The sequence below is a fragment of the Nonomuraea sp. NPDC050536 genome, assembly GCF_044457685.1.
Lineage (GTDB): Bacteria > Actinomycetota > Actinomycetes > Streptosporangiales > Streptosporangiaceae > Nonomuraea.
Genome location: NZ_JBITHD010000017.1, coordinates 205,299 through 222,285, shown reverse-complemented (window position 1 = coordinate 222,285; position 16,987 = coordinate 205,299). Strand labels below are relative to the sequence as shown.

The 16,987-nt window shown below is 70.1% G+C and carries 14 protein-coding genes; 11 read left to right on the top strand and 3 right to left on the bottom strand.

What is annotated here, in order from left to right; translation table 11 throughout:
- Positions 1-247: 247 nt before the first annotated feature.
- From ACIBHX_RS38210 to ACIBHX_RS38170, 9 genes are all read left to right on the top strand, one after another.
- Positions 248-1,546 carry an ABC transporter substrate-binding protein gene (locus ACIBHX_RS38210; RefSeq protein ID WP_397072323.1) on the top strand — a complete coding sequence of 433 codons (1,299 nt, stop codon included), beginning with the start codon at positions 248-250 and terminating at the stop codon, positions 1,544-1,546.
- Positions 1,547-1,638: 92 nt separating this feature from the next.
- Positions 1,639-2,508, top strand: coding sequence for a carbohydrate ABC transporter permease (locus ACIBHX_RS38205; RefSeq protein ID WP_397072322.1), 870 nt, complete (start codon positions 1,639-1,641; stop codon positions 2,506-2,508).
- Positions 2,505-3,338 carry a carbohydrate ABC transporter permease gene (locus tag ACIBHX_RS38200; RefSeq protein WP_397072321.1) on the top strand — a complete coding sequence of 278 codons (834 nt, stop codon included), beginning with the start codon at positions 2,505-2,507 and terminating at the stop codon, positions 3,336-3,338. Before ACIBHX_RS38205 ends, ACIBHX_RS38200 begins: the two co-directional genes overlap by 4 nt.
- A gap of 20 nt (positions 3,339-3,358) precedes the next feature.
- The gene (locus tag ACIBHX_RS38195) at positions 3,359-4,327 is read left to right on the top strand and encodes a hydroxyacid dehydrogenase (protein ID WP_397072320.1); all 969 of its coding nucleotides are present in this window, start codon (positions 3,359-3,361) and stop codon (positions 4,325-4,327) included.
- 19 nt (positions 4,328-4,346) lie between these two features.
- Positions 4,347-6,413 carry a right-handed parallel beta-helix repeat-containing protein gene (locus ACIBHX_RS38190; protein WP_397072319.1) on the top strand — a complete coding sequence of 689 codons (2,067 nt, stop codon included), beginning with the start codon at positions 4,347-4,349 and terminating at the stop codon, positions 6,411-6,413.
- Positions 6,414-6,415: 2 nt separating this feature from the next.
- Positions 6,416-7,159 (top strand): hypothetical protein, encoded by a 744-nt coding sequence (locus ACIBHX_RS38185; protein WP_397072318.1) that lies wholly within the window; start codon positions 6,416-6,418, stop codon positions 7,157-7,159.
- A 3-nt stretch (positions 7,160-7,162) separates the two neighbouring features.
- Positions 7,163-7,891 (top strand): hypothetical protein, encoded by a 729-nt coding sequence (locus ACIBHX_RS38180; RefSeq protein ID WP_397072317.1) that lies wholly within the window; start codon positions 7,163-7,165, stop codon positions 7,889-7,891.
- Between the two features lie 4 nt (positions 7,892-7,895).
- A complete protein-coding gene (locus ACIBHX_RS38175; RefSeq protein WP_397072316.1) occupies positions 7,896-8,219 on the top strand; it encodes a hypothetical protein in 324 nt (107 codons plus the stop codon).
- Positions 8,219-8,911: a nucleotidyl transferase AbiEii/AbiGii toxin family protein gene (locus tag ACIBHX_RS38170; RefSeq protein WP_397072315.1), complete on the top strand. Its 693-nt coding sequence runs from the start codon at positions 8,219-8,221 to the stop codon at positions 8,909-8,911. The genes ACIBHX_RS38175 and ACIBHX_RS38170 overlap by 1 nt, the downstream gene beginning before the upstream one ends.
- 9 nt (positions 8,912-8,920) lie before the next feature.
- Here ACIBHX_RS38170 and ACIBHX_RS38165 read toward each other — a convergent pair whose 3' ends face one another.
- The 3 genes from ACIBHX_RS38165 to ACIBHX_RS38155 all read right to left on the bottom strand — a co-directional run bounded on the left by ACIBHX_RS38165 (position 8,921) and on the right by ACIBHX_RS38155 (position 13,158).
- Positions 8,921-10,405 carry a nickel/cobalt transporter gene (locus ACIBHX_RS38165; RefSeq protein WP_397072314.1) on the bottom strand — a complete coding sequence of 495 codons (1,485 nt, stop codon included), beginning with the start codon at positions 10,403-10,405 and terminating at the stop codon, positions 8,921-8,923.
- A complete protein-coding gene (locus tag ACIBHX_RS38160; protein ID WP_397072313.1) occupies positions 10,402-11,601 on the bottom strand; it encodes a hypothetical protein in 1,200 nt (399 codons plus the stop codon). Before ACIBHX_RS38160 ends, ACIBHX_RS38165 begins: the two co-directional genes overlap by 4 nt.
- A gap of 177 nt (positions 11,602-11,778) precedes the next feature.
- A complete protein-coding gene (locus tag ACIBHX_RS38155; protein ID WP_397072312.1) occupies positions 11,779-13,158 on the bottom strand; it encodes a DUF4331 domain-containing protein in 1,380 nt (459 codons plus the stop codon).
- Between the two features lie 217 nt (positions 13,159-13,375).
- Here ACIBHX_RS38155 and ACIBHX_RS38150 point away from each other — a divergent pair, with 217 nt between their 5' ends.
- Positions 13,376-15,082: an ABC transporter ATP-binding protein gene (locus ACIBHX_RS38150; protein WP_397072311.1), complete on the top strand. Its 1,707-nt coding sequence runs from the start codon at positions 13,376-13,378 to the stop codon at positions 15,080-15,082.
- Between the two features lie 55 nt (positions 15,083-15,137).
- The gene (gene hutU, locus ACIBHX_RS38145; protein WP_397072310.1) at positions 15,138-16,787 is read left to right on the top strand and encodes a urocanate hydratase; all 1,650 of its coding nucleotides are present in this window, start codon (positions 15,138-15,140) and stop codon (positions 16,785-16,787) included.
- Positions 16,788-16,987: the final 200 nt, after the last annotated feature.

The following is a 16,987-nucleotide window of genomic DNA, read 5'->3' as shown; positions in this document are numbered from 1 at the left end:
AGCTCCCCTGCACGACCACGCGCGCCCTCTCATGCGCGCCCTCTCATGCGCTCCCCTGCGCGACGTCCCAATGCACGGCGGTTCCCTCGGGGCGGAAGCTGGCGACGACGCGCGACCCTTGGCGTACAACTCCCTGGGGGTGGGGTGTCGGGGGTTTTGCGTTCATTTCGTTACTGATCGATATCTAGACATTCGCTCATTGATGAGCGAATGATGCACTAGCGATCGGAAGCGATGAGGAGCAATCATGGAACGCAAGCGCGCCGCCGTGGCTGTCGCAGTGCTGGGGATGGCCGTGCTCGCGGCCTGCGGCGGTGGGGGCGGGGACGCTGCTCCCGCCGCCCAGGGCACGCAGGTCACCTTCTGGGGCTGGGCCAAGGGCACCAAGGAGGTCGTCGACGCCTTCAACAAGTCGCACAAGGACATCCAGATCAAGTTCGAGGAGATCCCCTCGGGCAACGCCGGCGGCTACGCCAAGTTCTCCAACGCCGTCAAGGCGGGCAACGCTCCCGACGTGATGTCGTTCGAGTACGCGCAGCTGCCCGACTTCGTCAACCAGGGCGCCCTGCAGGACCTCAGCAACGACGTAGCCGACGTAAAGACGAAATATCCGGACAATGTGTTCAGTCTGGTGACCCTCGGCGGCAAGACCTGGGCACTGCCCATGGACGCCGCCCCGCAGGTGTTCTTCTACCGCAAGGACCTCTTCGAGAAGAACAAGATCGAGGCCCCCAAGACCTGGGACGACTTCCGCAAGGCCGCGGAGCAGGTCAAGAAGGCCGACAAGAAGGCCAGGATCGCCACCTTCTTCCCCGACGACCCCGGCGTCCTGGCCGCCCTGTCCTGGCAGGCAGGCGGCAAGTGGTTCGCCACCGAGGGCGACGCATGGAAGGTCTCGATCAACGACGCGGCAAGCAAGAAGGTCGCCGACTACTGGCAGGGCCTGGTCAAGGACGACCTGGTCAAGGTCCAGCCGTCCTTCAGTCAGGAGTGGAACGCCGCCTTCGAGGACGACACCCTCTGGGGTTACGTCGGCGCCAACTGGGGCGCGGGCGTCATGAAGGGCAACCACGTCGGCCAGTCGGGCAAGTGGGCCATCGCCCCCGTACCGAACTGGGGCACCCCGGCCAGCGGCATGCTCGGCGGCACCACCTTCGGCGTCAGCAAGACCAGCAAGAACACCAAGGCCGCGGTCGAGGTCATCAAGTGGCTGACGGGCTCGGAGGACGCGTGGAAGGCCCGTCTGGCCTCCGGCACCTCCAGCGGCTTCCCCGCCATCGCCGACCTCGTGCCCGTCGCGGCCAAGAGCTTCGACGCCTCCTTCTACGGCGGGCAGGACATCTACGCCCTCTTCTCGGACGCCTACAAGACCATCCAGCCCGGGTGGACCTGGGGGCCGAGCATGGTGCAGACGCTCACTTCGTTCAAGGACGCGCTCGGCAAGGTGAGCTCAGGCGAGACCACGATCCCCGCCACCCTCGACACGGCCCAGCAGGCCACGGTCACCGAGATCAAGTCACGCGGCCTCAACGTCGCCCAGCAGTGACCCTGCACGGCCGTTCTTGATCCCTGTACGGCGGGCCGCCCCCGCCCAGCGTTCACTCGATCCTGCACGGCGGGAGATCTTGGAGGTGAGAGGTGAGGGAGAGTTTGCGCCGCAGAGGGGCGATCCTCCTGTTCACGGCGCCGTTCTTCGTGCTGTTCGCGGCGGCGATCCTGGCGCCGCTGGGCTATGCCGTCTATCTGAGCCTGTTCAGCGAGAAGTCGTCGGGGCTCGGGTTCGGCGGGACCGAGACGGTCTTCGTCGGGCTCGGCAACTACCTGGACACGGTGAAGGACAGCGCGTTCACCGACGGTTTCCTGATCATCCTCGGGTACTGCGCGCTGTACATCCCGCTGATGATCGGCGGGGCGCTGGGGCTGGCGTTGCTACTGGATTCCGGGCTGGCCAGGCTGACCAGGCTGTTCCAGCTCGGGCTCTTCCTGCCGCACGTCGTGCCAGGGGTGATCGCAGGGCTGATCTGGCTCTACCTGTACCTGCCCGGCGTCAGCCCGATCGTGGACCTGCTCGGTGAGGTGAACTTCCTGGGCGGCGGGCACGTGCTCGGCTCGGTGGTCAACATCGCGCTGTGGGAGTGGGTCGGCTACAACATGATCATCTACTTCGCCGCGCTGCAGGCCATCCCCGCCGAGGTGGTGGAGGCGGCCAGGATGGACGGCGCGGGCGCGGTCCGCATCGCGCTGGGCGTCAAGCTGCCGCTGATCCGCGGCGCGGTGGTCACCACGGTGCTGTTCACGATCATCGGCTCGCTGCAGCTGTTCACCGAGCCGATGGTGCTCGACAACGTCAGCGACGGGATCGTCAGCACCTGGACGCCCAACATGTACGCCTACAACGAGGCGTTCGGCAACAACGACATCGGCCAGGCCGGGGCGGCCTCGATCCTGCTGGCGCTGCTGGCGGCGGTGGCCTCGTACGCGGTGACCAGGTGGGGGAGCAGGCGATGAGGTGGATGTCCAGGGCGGCGGTCAACGGATTGCTGATCGTCGCCACGCTCTACACGCTGCTGCCGCTGACGTGGCTGCTGTTCTCCTCGACGAAGTCGCTCACGGACCTGTACTCCACCAACGGGTTCGCCTTCGGCGAGTTCAACCTGTTCACCAACGTCAGGAACGTGCTGGCCGAGAGCGGCGGGATCTTCTTCCGCTGGTACGGCAACAGCCTCCTGTACGCCGGGATGGGCGCAAGCGTGAGCGCGCTGGTGTCGGTGATGTGCGGCTACGCCTTCGACAAGTACGACTGGCTGGGCAAGGAGAAGCTGTTCGGCCTGGTGCTGCTGGGCGTGCTGGTGCCCACGACGGCCACCGCGATCCCGCTCTACCTGCTGGCCTCCAAGATCGGGATGGTCAACACGTTCTGGTCGGTGTTCGTGCCGGTGCTGGTGCACCCGTTCGGCGTCTACCTGGCGCGGGTGCTCAGCTCGGGGTATGTGCCCGGCGAGGTGCTGGAGGCCGCCAGATCCGACGGGGCGGGGGAGATCAGGACGTTCGTGCGGGTGGCGCTGCCGATGTTGCTGCCCGCCTTCGTGACGATCTTCCTGTTCCAGTTCACCGCGATCTGGAACAACTTCTTCCTGCCGCTGGTGATGCTCAACGACCAGCACCTCTACCCGCTCAGCCTGGGCCTTTTCACCTGGGAGAAGCAGGGCAACGCCTTCCCCGAGTTCCACAGCCTGGTGATCACCGGCTCGCTGCTGTCGGTGGTCCCGCTGCTGCTCGTCTTCGTGTCGCTGCAGCGGTTCTGGAAGGCCGGGATGACGGCGGGCAGCGTCAAGTGACGGATATTTCGGGGGAACGTGTGAAGACTCTTGTCGCCATGGCCGCGGGCGTGGCCGAACGACTCATGACCAGTGAGATCGAGCGCCGCCTGGCGGAGATCGCCGACGTGCAGGGCCGGGTGGCCGGCTTCGCCGGGGTCGACCTGAGCCAGACCGAGGTGCTGTTCACCTCCTGGGGCTGCCCGCCGGTCACCGCGGAGGTGCTGGCCGGGGCGCCCAGGTTGAAGGCCATCGTGCACGCCGCGGGCTCGGTCAAGGGCCACGTCACCCAGGCCTGCTGGGAGCGCGGCATCGCGGTCTCCTCGGCGGCTTCCGCCAACGCGGAGCCTGTCGCGGAGTTCACGCTCGCCGCGATCCTGTTCGCCAACAAGCGCGTGCTGGACATCGCCCGCCTCTACCGGGAGCAGGGCGGGCCGCTCGACTGGGACGCCCGCTTCCCCGGGTTCGGCAACTACCGGCGCGTCGTGGGCATCGTGGGCGCCTCGCGGATCGGGCGGCGCGTGATCGAGCTGCTGCGGCCTTTCGACCTGGAGGTGCTGGTCAGCGACCCGTACCTGCGGGAGGACCTGGGGGTGGCCCAGGTCGGGCTGGACGAACTGGTGGCCCACTCTGACGTGGTCAGCGTGCACGCGCCCGACCTGCCCGAGACCCGGCACCTGCTGTCCCGGCGGCGGCTCGCCGCCATGCGCGACGGCGCCACGGTGATCAACACCGCCAGGGCCGCGCTGGTTGATCAGGAGGCGCTGACCGCCGAGGTGGCCTCGGGGCGGCTGTACGCCGTGCTCGACCACACCGAGCCGGAGTTCCTGCCCGCCGACTCCCCCCTCCACGACCTGCCGAACGCCCTGGTGACCCCGCACATCGCCGGGTCGCTCGGCGGGGAGCTCGCCCGGATGGCGGACCTCGCCCTGGACGAGCTCGACCGCTACCGGCGCGGCCTGCCGTTTCTGCACGGTGTCGAGCCCGCCACGCTGTCGCGTTCCGCCTAACCCCCCGAAAGAGGAACACATGCGCTTAACCCCCGCCCTCGCCGCCCTGGCGGTCGCGCTCGGCATGATGACGGCCCCGGCCCAGGCCGAGGCCGCGCGCAACTTCTTCGTCGACTGCCAGGCCCCCGACGGCGGCTCGGGCCGCAACGCCGCCGAACCGCTCAACAGCCTGGCCGCCGTCAACGCGCTGCGGCTGCGGGCAAAGGACACGGTCAAGTTCCGCACCGGCACCGTCTGCGCCGGACGCCTCGAGCCGGTCGGATCCGGTACGGCGGGCCAGCCGATCACGTTCACCTCCTACGGCGACGGCCCCAAGCCGATCATCCAGGGCGACGGCGGCCAGTGGGCGATCCACCTGGTCGACAACAGCTACGTGACGATCGAGAACCTGCACGTCACCAACCCGGCGCAGACCACCGCCAAGCGCACGGGCATCCAGTACAACTCCACGACGCCGGAGGCCAAGAGCGGGCTGGTGCTGCGTGACCTGGAGATCTCCGACGTGGCAGGGTGGGGCAACAAGACCGGGGCGAACTCCTCCTGGTTCGCCTACTCGGCGGGCATCAGCATCCAGGCGCTGCCCGACGGCGTGCCCGGCCCGATCGACGGCATCACGATCACCGGCAACTACATCCACGACACCGGCGGCGGCGGGATCAAGATCAGCCGTAAGGGCAACGACTACCACCGCGACGTCTACATCGCGCGCAACACGATCAGGGCCGTCGGCGGCGACGGCATCGTGGTGCACGCCTCCGACAGGCCGCTGGTGGAGCACAACCTCTTCGACGAGGGCGGCGCGGGCAAGTACCCCTACGTCGACGGCAACTTCGCGGGCATGTGGCCGATCAACTCCATCGACCCGGTCTTCCAGTACAACGAGGTGACCAGGCAGCGGCCCACGATCTACGACTCCACCGCCTGGGACTGCGACGGCGGGATCAAGGGAACCTGCCTCTACCAGTACAACTACTCCCACGACAACGCGGGCGGGTTCTTCCTCGGCTGCCAGGGCTGCACGGAGTTCCCCAACTACAACGCCACGGCCGTGCTGCGCTTCAACATCGCCCAGGACGACTGCCGCATCGCCGACACCGACACGGCGCCGCTGCGGGTCTACAACAACACGTTTTTCTGCGCCAGCCAGAAGGTCGACCTCAGGATCCCCAACAAGGACTCCAAGCTGGTCAACAACATCTTCTACGCCCCCGAGGGCGCGTTCCCCGCGGGCACGGGCATCACCTACGACGCCAACGTCTACTACGGCGGCGTCACCGCGGCGGCCTCCGACGCCAGGGCCGTGACCACCGATCCGAAGCTGGCCGCGCCCGGCACCGCGACCGGCGCCGCCGATGTGGACGGCTACAAGCTGCTGGCCGGCTCGCCAGCGCTGGGCTCCGGCTCGCCGGCGGACGGGCTGGGCGAGCGCGACTACTTCGGCAACCCGCTCACGACGCTCGCTCGCGGCGCGTACTCCGGCGAGGCCGTCGCGGCCGCGCCGTACGCGAAGATCGAGGACGCCTACAACAACGTCGGTGTCAGCTCCGAGCTCAACCCGAACACCGGCGGCCTGTCCACCAGCGGCCGCAGCTACCCGGGGCAGGGGCTGGAGCAGGCCGGGCTGGTCCCGGGCAGGACCGTGAGCGTGCTCGGCGCGGACTTCGTCTGGCACCCGCGCGCCTACGGCTGGGTGGACAACGTCAAGGCCGCGGGCCAGACGATCCGGCTGTCAGGGCAGGGCGGCAAGCTGGTCCTGCTGGGCGTGGGCGTGTTCAAGGTGCGCGAGGGCACCATCAAGGTCACCTACACCGACGGCACGGCCGAGGACAGGACGGTGCGCTTCGGCGATTTCTGGGACTCGACGGCGCCTGAGGGAGGCGTCGAGGTGGCACACACGGACTACCACAACATCACCCAGACCAGCAGCAAGAACCCGGCCAGCGGTCAGACCCGCGAGTCCGGCGTGTCGGTCTTCGGATACTCGGTCCCGCTCGACCCGGCCAAGACGGTCGCCTCGGTCACGCTGCCCGACGGCAGCCCCCTGGCCAACGCGGGCCTGCACGTCTTCGACATGAAGATCGCCTGACGATGGGCGCCACGATCAGGGCATTCGGTACGGCTGCCGCGATGGCCCTGGTCGTGGCGCTGTCCACCGCCTGCGGCGAGCCCGCCGCGGCGGGTAAGCCTGCCGCCCTCACCGCCGCTGCCACGCCCGCCCAGGTGCTCGGCACCCGGACGGGGACCACCTTCGACGGCGAACCGGTGACGGCCGCCGAGGTGCTCAGGGCCGCGGCCACGGTCAGGGCCGAGGTCGTCTCGGAGTTCTCCGGGTACGGCGTGCCGCTCGGACCCGGGTTCTGGGACACGCGGCACGGCGGGGTCACCGCCGGGGACCGGCTGCGGCAGCGGGCGGTCGGCGCCGCCGTACTGGACAAGGCGCGGCGGATCTGGGCCCGCGAAGAGGGCCTGCTGGCGGACGTCAGCGAGACCGGGTTCCAGCGGGAGCTCGCGGCCGAGAACCGGCGCAGAGCCGAGGCGGCGGCGGCCGGGCGGCCGATGCCCGGCGTGCCGAGCTACGACCAGTACACCTACGCCCAGGTCCGCGCGGCCGAACTGGACTCCGCGCTCAGCAAGCGCTACGCCGCCCACCTGGACCTTTCCGACCGCCGGCTGCGCGAGCAGTACAAGCGGATGGCGGGCACGGACGCGCCGCCGTTCACCAGAGTGCGCGAGAACGTGCGCCAGGCGCTCATTCTGGAGGAGTACACGCGGGCACTCCGGAAGCGGGCGGGGTTCGATCAAGTCCGGGAGGCTCGTACCATCGTGTCCTAGGTCATGGGGAACTGGTTCCAGCAAAGCATCGTCGGCACGGGACGGCTGTCGCTGTTCTGTTTCTTCGTCGCGCTCATCGTCACCTTCGTCGCCACCCGCATCAACGTCCGCCTGATCCGGGCCAAGATCGGCTGGTTCCGTAACATCAGCGTCGGCGAGATGCACATCCACCACGTGGTCTTCGGCGTCGTGCTGATGCTGGTCGGCGGCGTGGCCGGGCTCATGGCCGGCAGCGCGTGGACGGCCGCGATCTTCGGCGTCGGTTCGGCGCTCGTCCTGGACGAGTTCGCGCTGATCCTGCACCTGCATGACGTGTACTGGGAGGAGGAGGGCCGCACCTCGGTCGACGCGGTCTTCGTCGCCGTGGCGGTCACCGGCCTGCTCCTGATGGGGCTCCGCCCCCTGACCTGGGACTTCGCCACCCCCATCAGCCCTGGCGCGATCATCGTCGGCAACCTGGCGCTGGCCATCATCACGCTGCTCAAGGGCAAGATCTGGACCGGCCTCGTGGGGCTGTTCGTCCCGTTCCTCCTGGTCATCGGCGCGGTACGGCTGGCGCGTCCCGGCTCACCGTGGGCCCACTGGTTCTTCGCGACCAGGAAGGTGGACAAGGCCCTGCGCAGGGAGGAACGCTGGCGGCGCCCGGTCATCCGGGTCAAGATCGCCTTCCAGGAGTTCGTCTCCGGCCGCCACGATCTGCCGTCCAGCCGCCGGGGCCGTCGGCATACTTAGAGGTGTGACGCTTCCTTCGCGGTGGGAGGGGATCGAGGATCGGGTGCCCGACTCCCTCGACGACCTGCACGGACCGGCCGAGGGCACGGTCGAACTGCCGCTGCACCTCGCCTGGTCCGGCCTGCGCGCCTACGACGTCTCCGATCCCCGCCTGCGCATGTCGATGTATCGCACCGTGATCACCGGCGGAGGCCGAGCCGACGCCGAGGTCTACCTCAACGCCCACCACCTGGCCGCCGACTGGCCGCTGCTGCGCAAGGGGCTCGGAACGAGCTATCGCCGGGCGTGGGAGCGCAAGCTGTCCCTGTCGTGGGAGGCCCCCTCCTGATGCGGTTCCCGCCCTTCCAGGAGCGGCTGCTGTCAGCCGTCCTGCCGGTCTGCGACAGTTACGGACTGGTACTGGCCGGTGGCTATGCGATGAAGGCCCACGGGTTCACCGAGCGCCCGAGCAAGGACCTCGACTTCGCCACAGCCGCCGAGATCCCGCTGCCCGCCGTGGCCGAGGGCGTCGCCGAGGCCTTCCGCGCCGCCGGGCTGACGGTCACCATGCTGGAGGTGACGCCGCGGATGGGCCGCCTGATCATCACCGACCCGGTCACCGGCCAGGCCTGCGAGTTCGACCTGCTGCGCGAGGCGCTTCAGCAGGCTCCCCTCACATGCGGCGAGATGCGCGTGGTCGGCCTGGAAGACGCGATCGGCCTCAAGATGCGGGCCCTGCACGAGAGGAGCCTGGCCCGCGACATCATCGACGTGGCGTCCGTGGCCCACCTGTACTCCTTCCGGCAGCTGGAGAACTTCGCGCGAATCCACAACGAGGAGTTCTCCCTCTACGAGCTCGTCTCGCGGCTGGAGTTCGTTGACCTGATCGCCGACGAGGAATTCGAGGCCTACGGGGTTGCCGAGGCGCGGATCAAGGAGATCCGGCGGCTCGCGTACGCATGGGTGGAGGACATCAAGCTGCGGCGGGCCGACGACGGGGACGCCGACTGGGACGATCCGGATGTGCCGGAGGTCGACTGATCCCGGGGTCTAGAGGATCGCGGCCGAACGGATGGCGAGGCCGGCGCCCAGGAGGACGACCATGGTGGCCGTGCCCAGCGGGGCCAGCCGCGACAGGCGGGTGAAGACGCGGCGGCGGCTGCGTTCCAGGCGGTCGACGACCTTGACCAGCAGGAGTCCCGTGACCGTGAGCGTGGCCGCCATGCCGAAGCCGTAGGCCGTCACCAGCGCAACGCCGAACCAGGTCCGGCCAAGAGCGATCGCCCCCAGCAGGACGATCAGCGCCGACGGGCTCGGCACCAGCCCACTCGCCACCCCCATCCCCACCAACCCCAGCCGCTTCCCACGCCCACCATCTCCGCCATGCGCATGCCCACGCCCGTCTCCGCCGTGTCCGTGTCCGTGTCCGGGTCGGTGTCCGCGGCCGTCGCCGTCGCCGTGCTCGTGGTCGCGGTCGTGTCCGTGGTCGTGGTCGTGGTCGTGGCTGTAGGGGGATTCGGGGCGGGAGGTGAGGAGGAGGCGGATGCCGATGACGGTGATGAGGACGCCGCTGGCCACGCCCAGCCAGCCCAGCACCGACTCGCCTGCCAGCGCGGTGAAGGCGCTGAGCAGCAGCCCGATCACCAGGACGCCGACCGTGTGGGTGGCGGTGACCGTGGCGCCCACCACGAGCGCGTCCCTGGGCCTGCCGCGGCGACCGGCCAGGTAGGCGGCCATGATGGTCTTGCCGTGCCCGGGGATCAGCGCGTGCCCCGCGCCCAGGAGTACGGCGAGCCCCACCGCGAGCAGGCCCAGCGGCAGCGTGAGCGAGTCGGCGCCCACCATCGCGGTGAACGTCCTGTCCAGGGCGGCCAGCGCGTCCCCGATCGGCCCACCGATGCCGATCCCGCCGGAGACATCCGGCGTCTCGGACCCACCCGGCGCTACGGAGTCACCGGGGCCCGAACCCGAGCCGCCGGGGAAGGCCGAGAAGGCGCCGAGCGGGATGGCCGTGAACGTGGCGGCACGCTGGTCCAGCGGGTCCGACAGCAGGTCCGCTGGGTAAGCGCGCAGCTCGTGGCTGACGCTGACGGCCGGGACGGTGGAGCGCGCCAGCCGTACCCCGTGACCCGTGGCCGTGATCTCCCGCCAGCCGATCCGCTCCTGCTCGAAGCCGTCGGTGAACGACACGTCACCCGTAACCTTCACCTGGGCCACCAGCTCGCAGGTCAGGCGGCTCGTCGGCAGGCCGCCCTGCCCGGGCGCGTAGGAGAAGCGCGCGTCGGCCACCCGCCACGGCACCGCCGTGCCGCCGACCGTCAGCCGCTGCGCGGCGGCCAGCGTGGCGCATGTGCGGACCGCGTACCCGGCGCCGACAGACGGCTTGGCCTGCAGCGTGGGCAGCTCGGCCGCGTCCACCACGGCCGTGCTCTCCACCCGGTCGGGGAAGATCCGCAGCCCGTCGTAATGGTTGACGGTGAAGTTGCCCAGCGGGTGGGCGAGCACGATGGCCATGCCGGCGAGCAGCGTTCTCATGACAACCTCGCCAGGGCGGGCAGGGACGGGTCGAAGCCGGGCTCGGGCGCGGGACCCAGGCCGAGCGCGTGCTCGATCGCGGCCCGGTGGTAGCGGATCAGCGGATTGCGCCACCCCGTCGAGGTGGCCTTCTTCGCGTACGGCAGGGCCTCCCGGGCCCGGCCGTCCTTGAACAGGGCCCAGGCCAGCGCGTCGGCGGCGACCAGGTTCGGGTTGCGCGTGTACTCGGCCCTGGCGTGGCGCACGGCCGCCGGGGCCGAGCCGTGGTCGGACTGGAACTCGGCGAAGGTGAGGTCGTCGCGTACTCCGGCGGCCTCGAAGAGCCGCTGCTGCGCCTCGAGCAGCGTCCAGTCGGCCGGTTTGCCCGCCTTGAGCCTGACCTCGCCCTGCTCCATGAGGTACTGGGGGAGCGGGAGCCGCGCCACGACCTGGTCGTAGAGGCCGAGTGCCTCGTCGAGGCGGCCGGACAGGGCGGCCACCCTGGCCTGGCCCGCCAGCGCGGGCGTGAATCCCGGGTACGCCTGCAGCGACCTGGCGTACCAGGTGGCCGCCGTGCCGCGGTCGCCCGAGCGCAGGGCCAGCTCGCCCAGGTAGAAGCGGGCGTAGGCCAGGTCGGCGGGCGCGTAGGCGTCGCCGGCGGCGTAGCCCATGTACCTGCGTGCCCCGGCCTGGTCGCCGTGGAGCTCGGCCGCGTAGGAGGCCCTGGCGTAGGCCGCCACGCCGGGGCGCAGCGCCATCATCCGGTCGACCGCCTCGGCCGCGGCGGCCAGGTCGCCGAGCTGGGTGTGGGCGTCGGCCAGCACGCCGTAGGCCGCGGCGCCGTACGGGTTGGCCTCGATCGCGCGGCGCGCCAGCCGTACGGCCGAGGCGAACTCGTGACGACCGGCGGCCAGCGCGGCCTGGCCGGTCAGGACGGCGTCGTCGGCGGGGGCGAGGCGGGCGGCGGTGGCCAGCGCGCCCTCGGCCTTGGGGTAGTAGGAGGGATCGCCGGTGACCCTGGCCTTGTCGACGTACTCCATGGCCAGCTGGGCCCAGCCGCGGTAGTCGCCGGGCAGGCGCTTGAGGCGGGCCTGCAGGGTCTCGGGAGTGGGCGCGGCGGCGGCCCTGTCGGGCGCGGGCGGTGCCGACACGGCGAAGGCCGTGAAGGCCAGCGCGCCGGCCAGGATCAGGCCGGCGGCGATGAGCAGGTAACGCATCCAGAGCTCCAGGTCGCGGTCGGGCCGCGACGGGCACGGCCGGGATCTTCGCGGGAAGGACCGGCCGGCCGTGACGGGGGGCACGGCCGGCCGGCCGCCGCCGGCGGGCGCTGGGAGAGGGGCGCCCGCCAGGGGGATCGGCGGGCCTGGAGAGAGGAGCCCGCCGATCAGGGGTGGCTACTTCTGCTGGTTGACCGCGACGTTGCCGGGCAGCGCCACGTACGGGAAGGACTGGAGGAAGGGCTTGTCGTTCCTGTCGACCTTGTCGGTCAGGCCGGGCACGAGCTTGCCGGTCTGGGCGGCGCCCGCCATGGCCTGCAGTGAGATGTCCACGACGTCGTCGCCGAGCCGCCGGCCGTTCGGGTAGCCCTGCAGGTCGCCGCCGAGGACGCCGAGCCTGTTGGGGTCCTTCGAGGGCGGGATCGACATGTTCAGCCGCAGCATCTCCGACGGGCGCAGCTTGCCCGCGTCCTTGTTGAGCGTCTGCGAGTTCAGGTCGGCCTTGATCGGGCCGTTGCCCTTGGCGATGCCGGTCAGGAAGATCTCGACCAGGTCGTTGCGCGGGGTCGCGGGCGCCTTGATGCCGTAGATGAACTCCAGGAGCCTGGCCACCTCGGGGTCGGTCACGCGCTTGACCACGGCCGGGATGTCGGCGTCCTTGGCCGGGGGCAGCGAGTTGAAGGCGTCCTTCAGCCCGGCGGGCACCACGACCTCGTTGACCAGCGCCTGGCCCAGGCGCGAGACCTGGACGTAGCCCTTGGGGCTCCACTTGTCGGTGGTCGACCAGACACCGATCACCGGGTTGCGCTTGGCGTCGCCCTTGAGCGCCAGCTCCGCCGCGGGCACCTGGACGGCCAGCGTGTGCACGCCGTACCCCTGGAGCGTGTCCTGGCCGACCTCGGACAGGTTGCCGCCGTAGAGCAGGTCGAAGACGCGCAGGTCCAGGAAGAACGGGTCGTCGGCCTGGCCGGCGAACGTCCTGCCGCCGCCGGGCAGCCCCTTGACGGCCTGGGCGCGCAGCGTGCCGTAGTCGGGCATCGAGGCGGGGCCGACGTTGCTCGGGGCCACGATGCCGTCCTGGATCAGCGTCCTGGTGCCCTTGGCCGTGACGACCTTGAGCGTGTAGTGCTGGCGGTAGAGCAGGTTCGCGTCGTTGAGCGAGGTGACGGGGCCGTTGTTGTACAGGAACGTGTTCGTGCCCCGGCGGTCCTCGTCGCGGAAGGTCCACTGGTAGGTGACGTCGGGCTGGGCGTCGCCGTTGTTGTCGATCTTGATGTTGTAACGGGACTTGGTGTCGAAGGTGTAGAAGTTCGGGCCGCCCTGCGGCTCCTCGAACGGGATCCAGTTGGCCAGCAGCGTCACCGTGCCGGGCTTGTCGGGGCTGACGAAGGCGTAGGTGTCGGTGTTGTCGTTGCGCGGGTCCCCCGCGATAGCCGGGGCCTCGCGGTGCGAGGAAGCAGAGCCGGTGTCGGTACGGAGCAGGGCGAACGAGGAGGCGGTCAGAGCCGCCGCGACGCCGAGTCCGACTAGAGCGCGCCGGTTGATCCGGAGCTCCATGGTTCGGTCCTTTCACGTGAGCCAGGGAAGTCTGAGGTTCCGGCCGGGTTCCTCGACGGCCTATTCGTCCCTGGCCCCGCTCCCGGATGAGATCCTCCTCAAGAAGGAGCGTCAACTAAAGTTGACATACTTAGGTCGTCAATTTAGGTTGACCGGTGTCGATTGTGTGATCCCGTTCGTTGGGATCTTTCGGGATATATCGCGAGAGGAGACAGCGGTGATCAAGGAGCTGCTGGTCTACATCCGCCCACACAAGTGGGTCCTGGTGTTAGGCGGGGTGCTCGGTCTGATCGGGTCGGTCGCGGGTCTGGCGATGCCGCTGCTGGCCAAGTACGTGGTCGCCGCGTTCGGCGAACACACCTCGATGGCAGGGCCGCTGATCGGGCTGACGGCGGCGGTGCTCCTCGGCGCGGTGGTCTCGGCCGGGGGCAACTATCTGATGGAGCGGACCGGCGAGGGCGTCGTGCTGGGCGCCCGGCGCAAGCTCGTCGACCGGCTGCTGCGGCTCAAGGTCGCCGACGTGGACCGGCTCAAACCCGGCGACCTGCTGTCGCGGGTGACCGGCGACACGACGCTGCTGCGCTCCGTGCTCACCAACGGCATCGTCAACGCCATCGGCTCGGTCTTCATGCTGGTCGGCGCGATCGTCATGATGGCCACCATGGACGGCGTGCTGCTGCTGGTCACGCTGCTCGTGGTCGTCGTCATCGGCGGGCTGGTCGGGCTGATCATGCCGAAGATCCAGCGGGCGCAGAACGACGCGCAGACGGCCGTGGGCGAGATGGGCGCCGTGCTCGACCGGGCGCTGCAGGCCTACCGGACGGTCAAGGCGAGCGGGGCCGAGGAGCGCGAGATCGAGGTGGTCGGCGAGGCCGCCGTGCGCGCCCGCGACCGCGGCATGCAGGTGGCCGGGTGGACCTCGCTGGCCGGGGTGGCGACCTGGATGGCCGTGCAGCTCGCCTTCCTGTGCGTGCTCGCCGTGGGCGGCTCCAGGGTAGCCTCGGGCGCGCTGGAGATCTCTGGGCTGATCGCGTTCCTGCTTTATTTGTTCTACCTGGTCGCGCCGATCGGGCAGCTCGTCGAGGGGGCCGTGCAGCTGCAGCAGGGGTTGGCCGCGGTCAAGCGGATCAAGGAGATCGAGGACCTGCCCGCCGAGCCCGTCAGCACCGCCGCCCCGCAGGAGCCGGACCCGATCGGCGTCCGCTTCGACGACGTGGTGTTCCGCTATGGCGATGACCGGCCGATCGTGCACAGTGGCGTGTCCTTCGAGGTGCCGCCCGGCGGGCTGACCGCGCTGGTGGGGCCGTCAGGAGCGGGCAAGTCCACGGTGTTCGCCCTGCTCGAGCGCTTCTACGAGCACCAGGGCGGCACGATCACCGTGGGCGGGCGCGACATCCGCGACTGGCCGCTCGGCGAGTTGAGGGCCGCGCTCGGCTACGTCGAGCAGGACGCGCCGGTGCTGGCCGGCACGCTGCGGGAGAACCTGCTGTTCGCCGCGCAGGGTGCCTCCGAGGAGGAGCTCAGGCGCGCGATCAACCGGACCCGCCTGGACGACCTGGTAGGACGCCTGCCCGAGGGGCTCGACACGGCCGTCGGCCATCGCGGGGTGCTGCTGTCGGGCGGCGAGCGGCAGCGCGTGGCGATCGCCAGGGCGCTGCTGCGCAAGCCCAGGCTGCTCCTGCTGGACGAGGCCACCTCCCAGCTCGACGCCGTCAACGAGCTGCGGCTGCGCGAGGTGATCGCGGAGGTCGCCACCGAGACGACCGTGCTGGTCATCGCGCACCGGCTGTCGACGGTGACCAACGCCGACCGCATCGTGGTCATGGAAGGCGGTGGCGTGCGGGCCGTCGGCACCCACGCTGAGCTGGTCGGCGAGGACGAGCTCTACCGCGAGCTGGCAGCCACGCAGTTCCTGGTGAGCTAGACGTTGTACCCTTCGGGTGTCGATGCTGAATAAGTTCATTCAGGAGAGTGATCGAATGAGCCGGAACGTGCGCGCGCCCAGGGGTACCACGATCACCGCCAAGGGGTGGCCGCAGGAAGCGGCGCTCCGCATGCTCCAGAACAACCTCGACCCTGAAGTGGCCGAGCACCCGGAGCAGCTCGTCGTCTACGGCGGCTCGGGCAAGGCCGCGCGAGACTGGCCGTCGTTCGACGCGATGGTCAGGACGCTCACCACGCTCGAGGGCGACGAGACGCTGCTGGTCCAGTCGGGCCGCCCGGTCGGCGTCTTCCGCACCCACGAATGGGCGCCCCGCGTCCTCATCGCCAACTCCAACCTCGTGCCCGACTGGGCCAACTGGGAGGAGTTCCGCCGGCTCGAGGCTGCCGGGCTCACCATGTACGGGCAGATGACGGCGGGCTCCTGGATCTACATCGGTACCCAGGGCATCCTGCAGGGCACCTACGAGACGTTCGCCGCCGTCGCCGCCAAGAGGTTCGGCGGCACGCTGGCCGGCACGATCACGCTGACCGCCGGCCTCGGCGGGATGGGCGGCGCCCAGCCTCTGTCCGTCACCATGAACGGCGGCGTGGCGATCTGCATCGACTGCGACCCGCGCAGCGTCGAGCGGCGCATCGAGCACCGCTACCTCGACGTCAAGGCCGACAGCCTGGACGAGGCGCTCCGCCTGGCCTACGAGGCCCGCGACAAGCGCGAGCCGCTGTCGATCGGCGTGGTGGCCAACGCGGCCGACGCCGTGCCCTCGCTCCTGGCGCGCGGCGCGGAGATCGACATCGTCACCGACCAGACCTCGGCCCACGACCCGCTGATGTACCTGCCGCTCGGCATCGCCTTCGAGGACATGGCCCTCGAGCGCGACAAGGACCCGGCGGGCTTCACCCAGCGGGCGCGCGAGTCGATGGCCAGGCACGTCGAGGCCATGGTGGGCTTCAAGGACGCCGGGGCCGAGGTGTTCGACTACGGCAACTCCATCCGCGGCGAGGCCCAGCTGGCCGGGTACGCCAGGGCCTTCGACTTCCCCGGGTTCGTGCCCGCCTACATCAGGCCGCTGTTCTGCGAGGGCAAGGGCCCGTTCCGCTGGGCGGCGCTGTCGGGCAACCCGGCCGACATCCACAAGACCGACCAGGCGATCCTCGAGCTCTTCCCCGAGAACGAGCCGCTGGCCCGCTGGATCCGCACGGCCGGGGAGAAGGTGCACTTCCAGGGGCTGCCCGCGCGCATCTGCTGGCTCGGGTACGGCGAGCGGAACGTGGCCGGGGAGCGTTTCAACGACATGGTGGCCTCGGGAGAGCTCGAGGCGCCCCTCGTCATCGGCCGCGACCACCTCGACAGCGGGTCCGTGGCCTCGCCGTACCGGGAGACCGAGGCGATGGCCGACGGGTCCGACGCGATCGCCGACTGGCCGCTGCTCAACGCCATGCTCAACACGGCCTCGGGCGCGGCCTGGGTGTCCATCCACCACGGCGGCGGGGTCGGCATCGGCCGCTCGATCCACTCCGGCCAGGTGACGGTCGCCGACGGCACGGCGCTGAGCCGCGAGAAGCTCAACCGCGTCCTCACCAACGACCCTGGCACGGGTGTCATGCGGCACGTTGACGCCGGCTATGACGAGGCGATTTCTGTCGCCTCCGAGCGTGGCGTCCGCATCCCGATGCGCGAGTCGTGATTCTTCCTGCTGTTGTACGGCGGGCCGCTCCCACCGGCCGCCCGCCGTACTTCGGCTGAGGGCCCGCGGGCGGCGCTTCTGGCGAGTCGGTGACGGTTGCCCGCCGCCACGACTCCGCTGTAGCCCGCCCGAGGGAGCCCGCCGCCTGGGCGCCGACCACATTGCGCCGGGCTCCGCCGTACCCCTCCGCGCCGGTGGGA

Excerpts from the sequence above, each read along its gene's own strand:
- ACIBHX_RS38160 (WP_397072313.1), bottom strand. The coding sequence starts at position 11,601 with ATGCGTTACCTGCTCATCGCCGCCGGCCTGATCCTGGCCGGCGCGCTG.
- hutU (WP_397072310.1), top strand. The coding sequence starts at position 15,138 with ATGAGCCGGAACGTGCGCGCGCCCAGGGGTACCACGATCACCGCCAAG.
- ACIBHX_RS38190 (WP_397072319.1), top strand. The coding sequence starts at position 4,347 with ATGCGCTTAACCCCCGCCCTCGCCGCCCTGGCGGTCGCGCTCGGCATG.
- ACIBHX_RS38200 (WP_397072321.1), top strand. The coding sequence starts at position 2,505 with ATGAGGTGGATGTCCAGGGCGGCGGTCAACGGATTGCTGATCGTCGCC.
- ACIBHX_RS38185 (WP_397072318.1), top strand. The coding sequence starts at position 6,416 with ATGGGCGCCACGATCAGGGCATTCGGTACGGCTGCCGCGATGGCCCTG.
- ACIBHX_RS38155 (WP_397072312.1), bottom strand. The coding sequence starts at position 13,158 with ATGGAGCTCCGGATCAACCGGCGCGCTCTAGTCGGACTCGGCGTCGCG.
- ACIBHX_RS38165 (WP_397072314.1), bottom strand. The coding sequence starts at position 10,405 with ATGAGAACGCTGCTCGCCGGCATGGCCATCGTGCTCGCCCACCCGCTG.
- ACIBHX_RS38210 (WP_397072323.1), top strand. The coding sequence starts at position 248 with ATGGAACGCAAGCGCGCCGCCGTGGCTGTCGCAGTGCTGGGGATGGCC.
- ACIBHX_RS38170 (WP_397072315.1), top strand. The coding sequence starts at position 8,219 with ATGCGGTTCCCGCCCTTCCAGGAGCGGCTGCTGTCAGCCGTCCTGCCG.
- ACIBHX_RS38180 (WP_397072317.1), top strand. The coding sequence starts at position 7,163 with ATGGGGAACTGGTTCCAGCAAAGCATCGTCGGCACGGGACGGCTGTCG.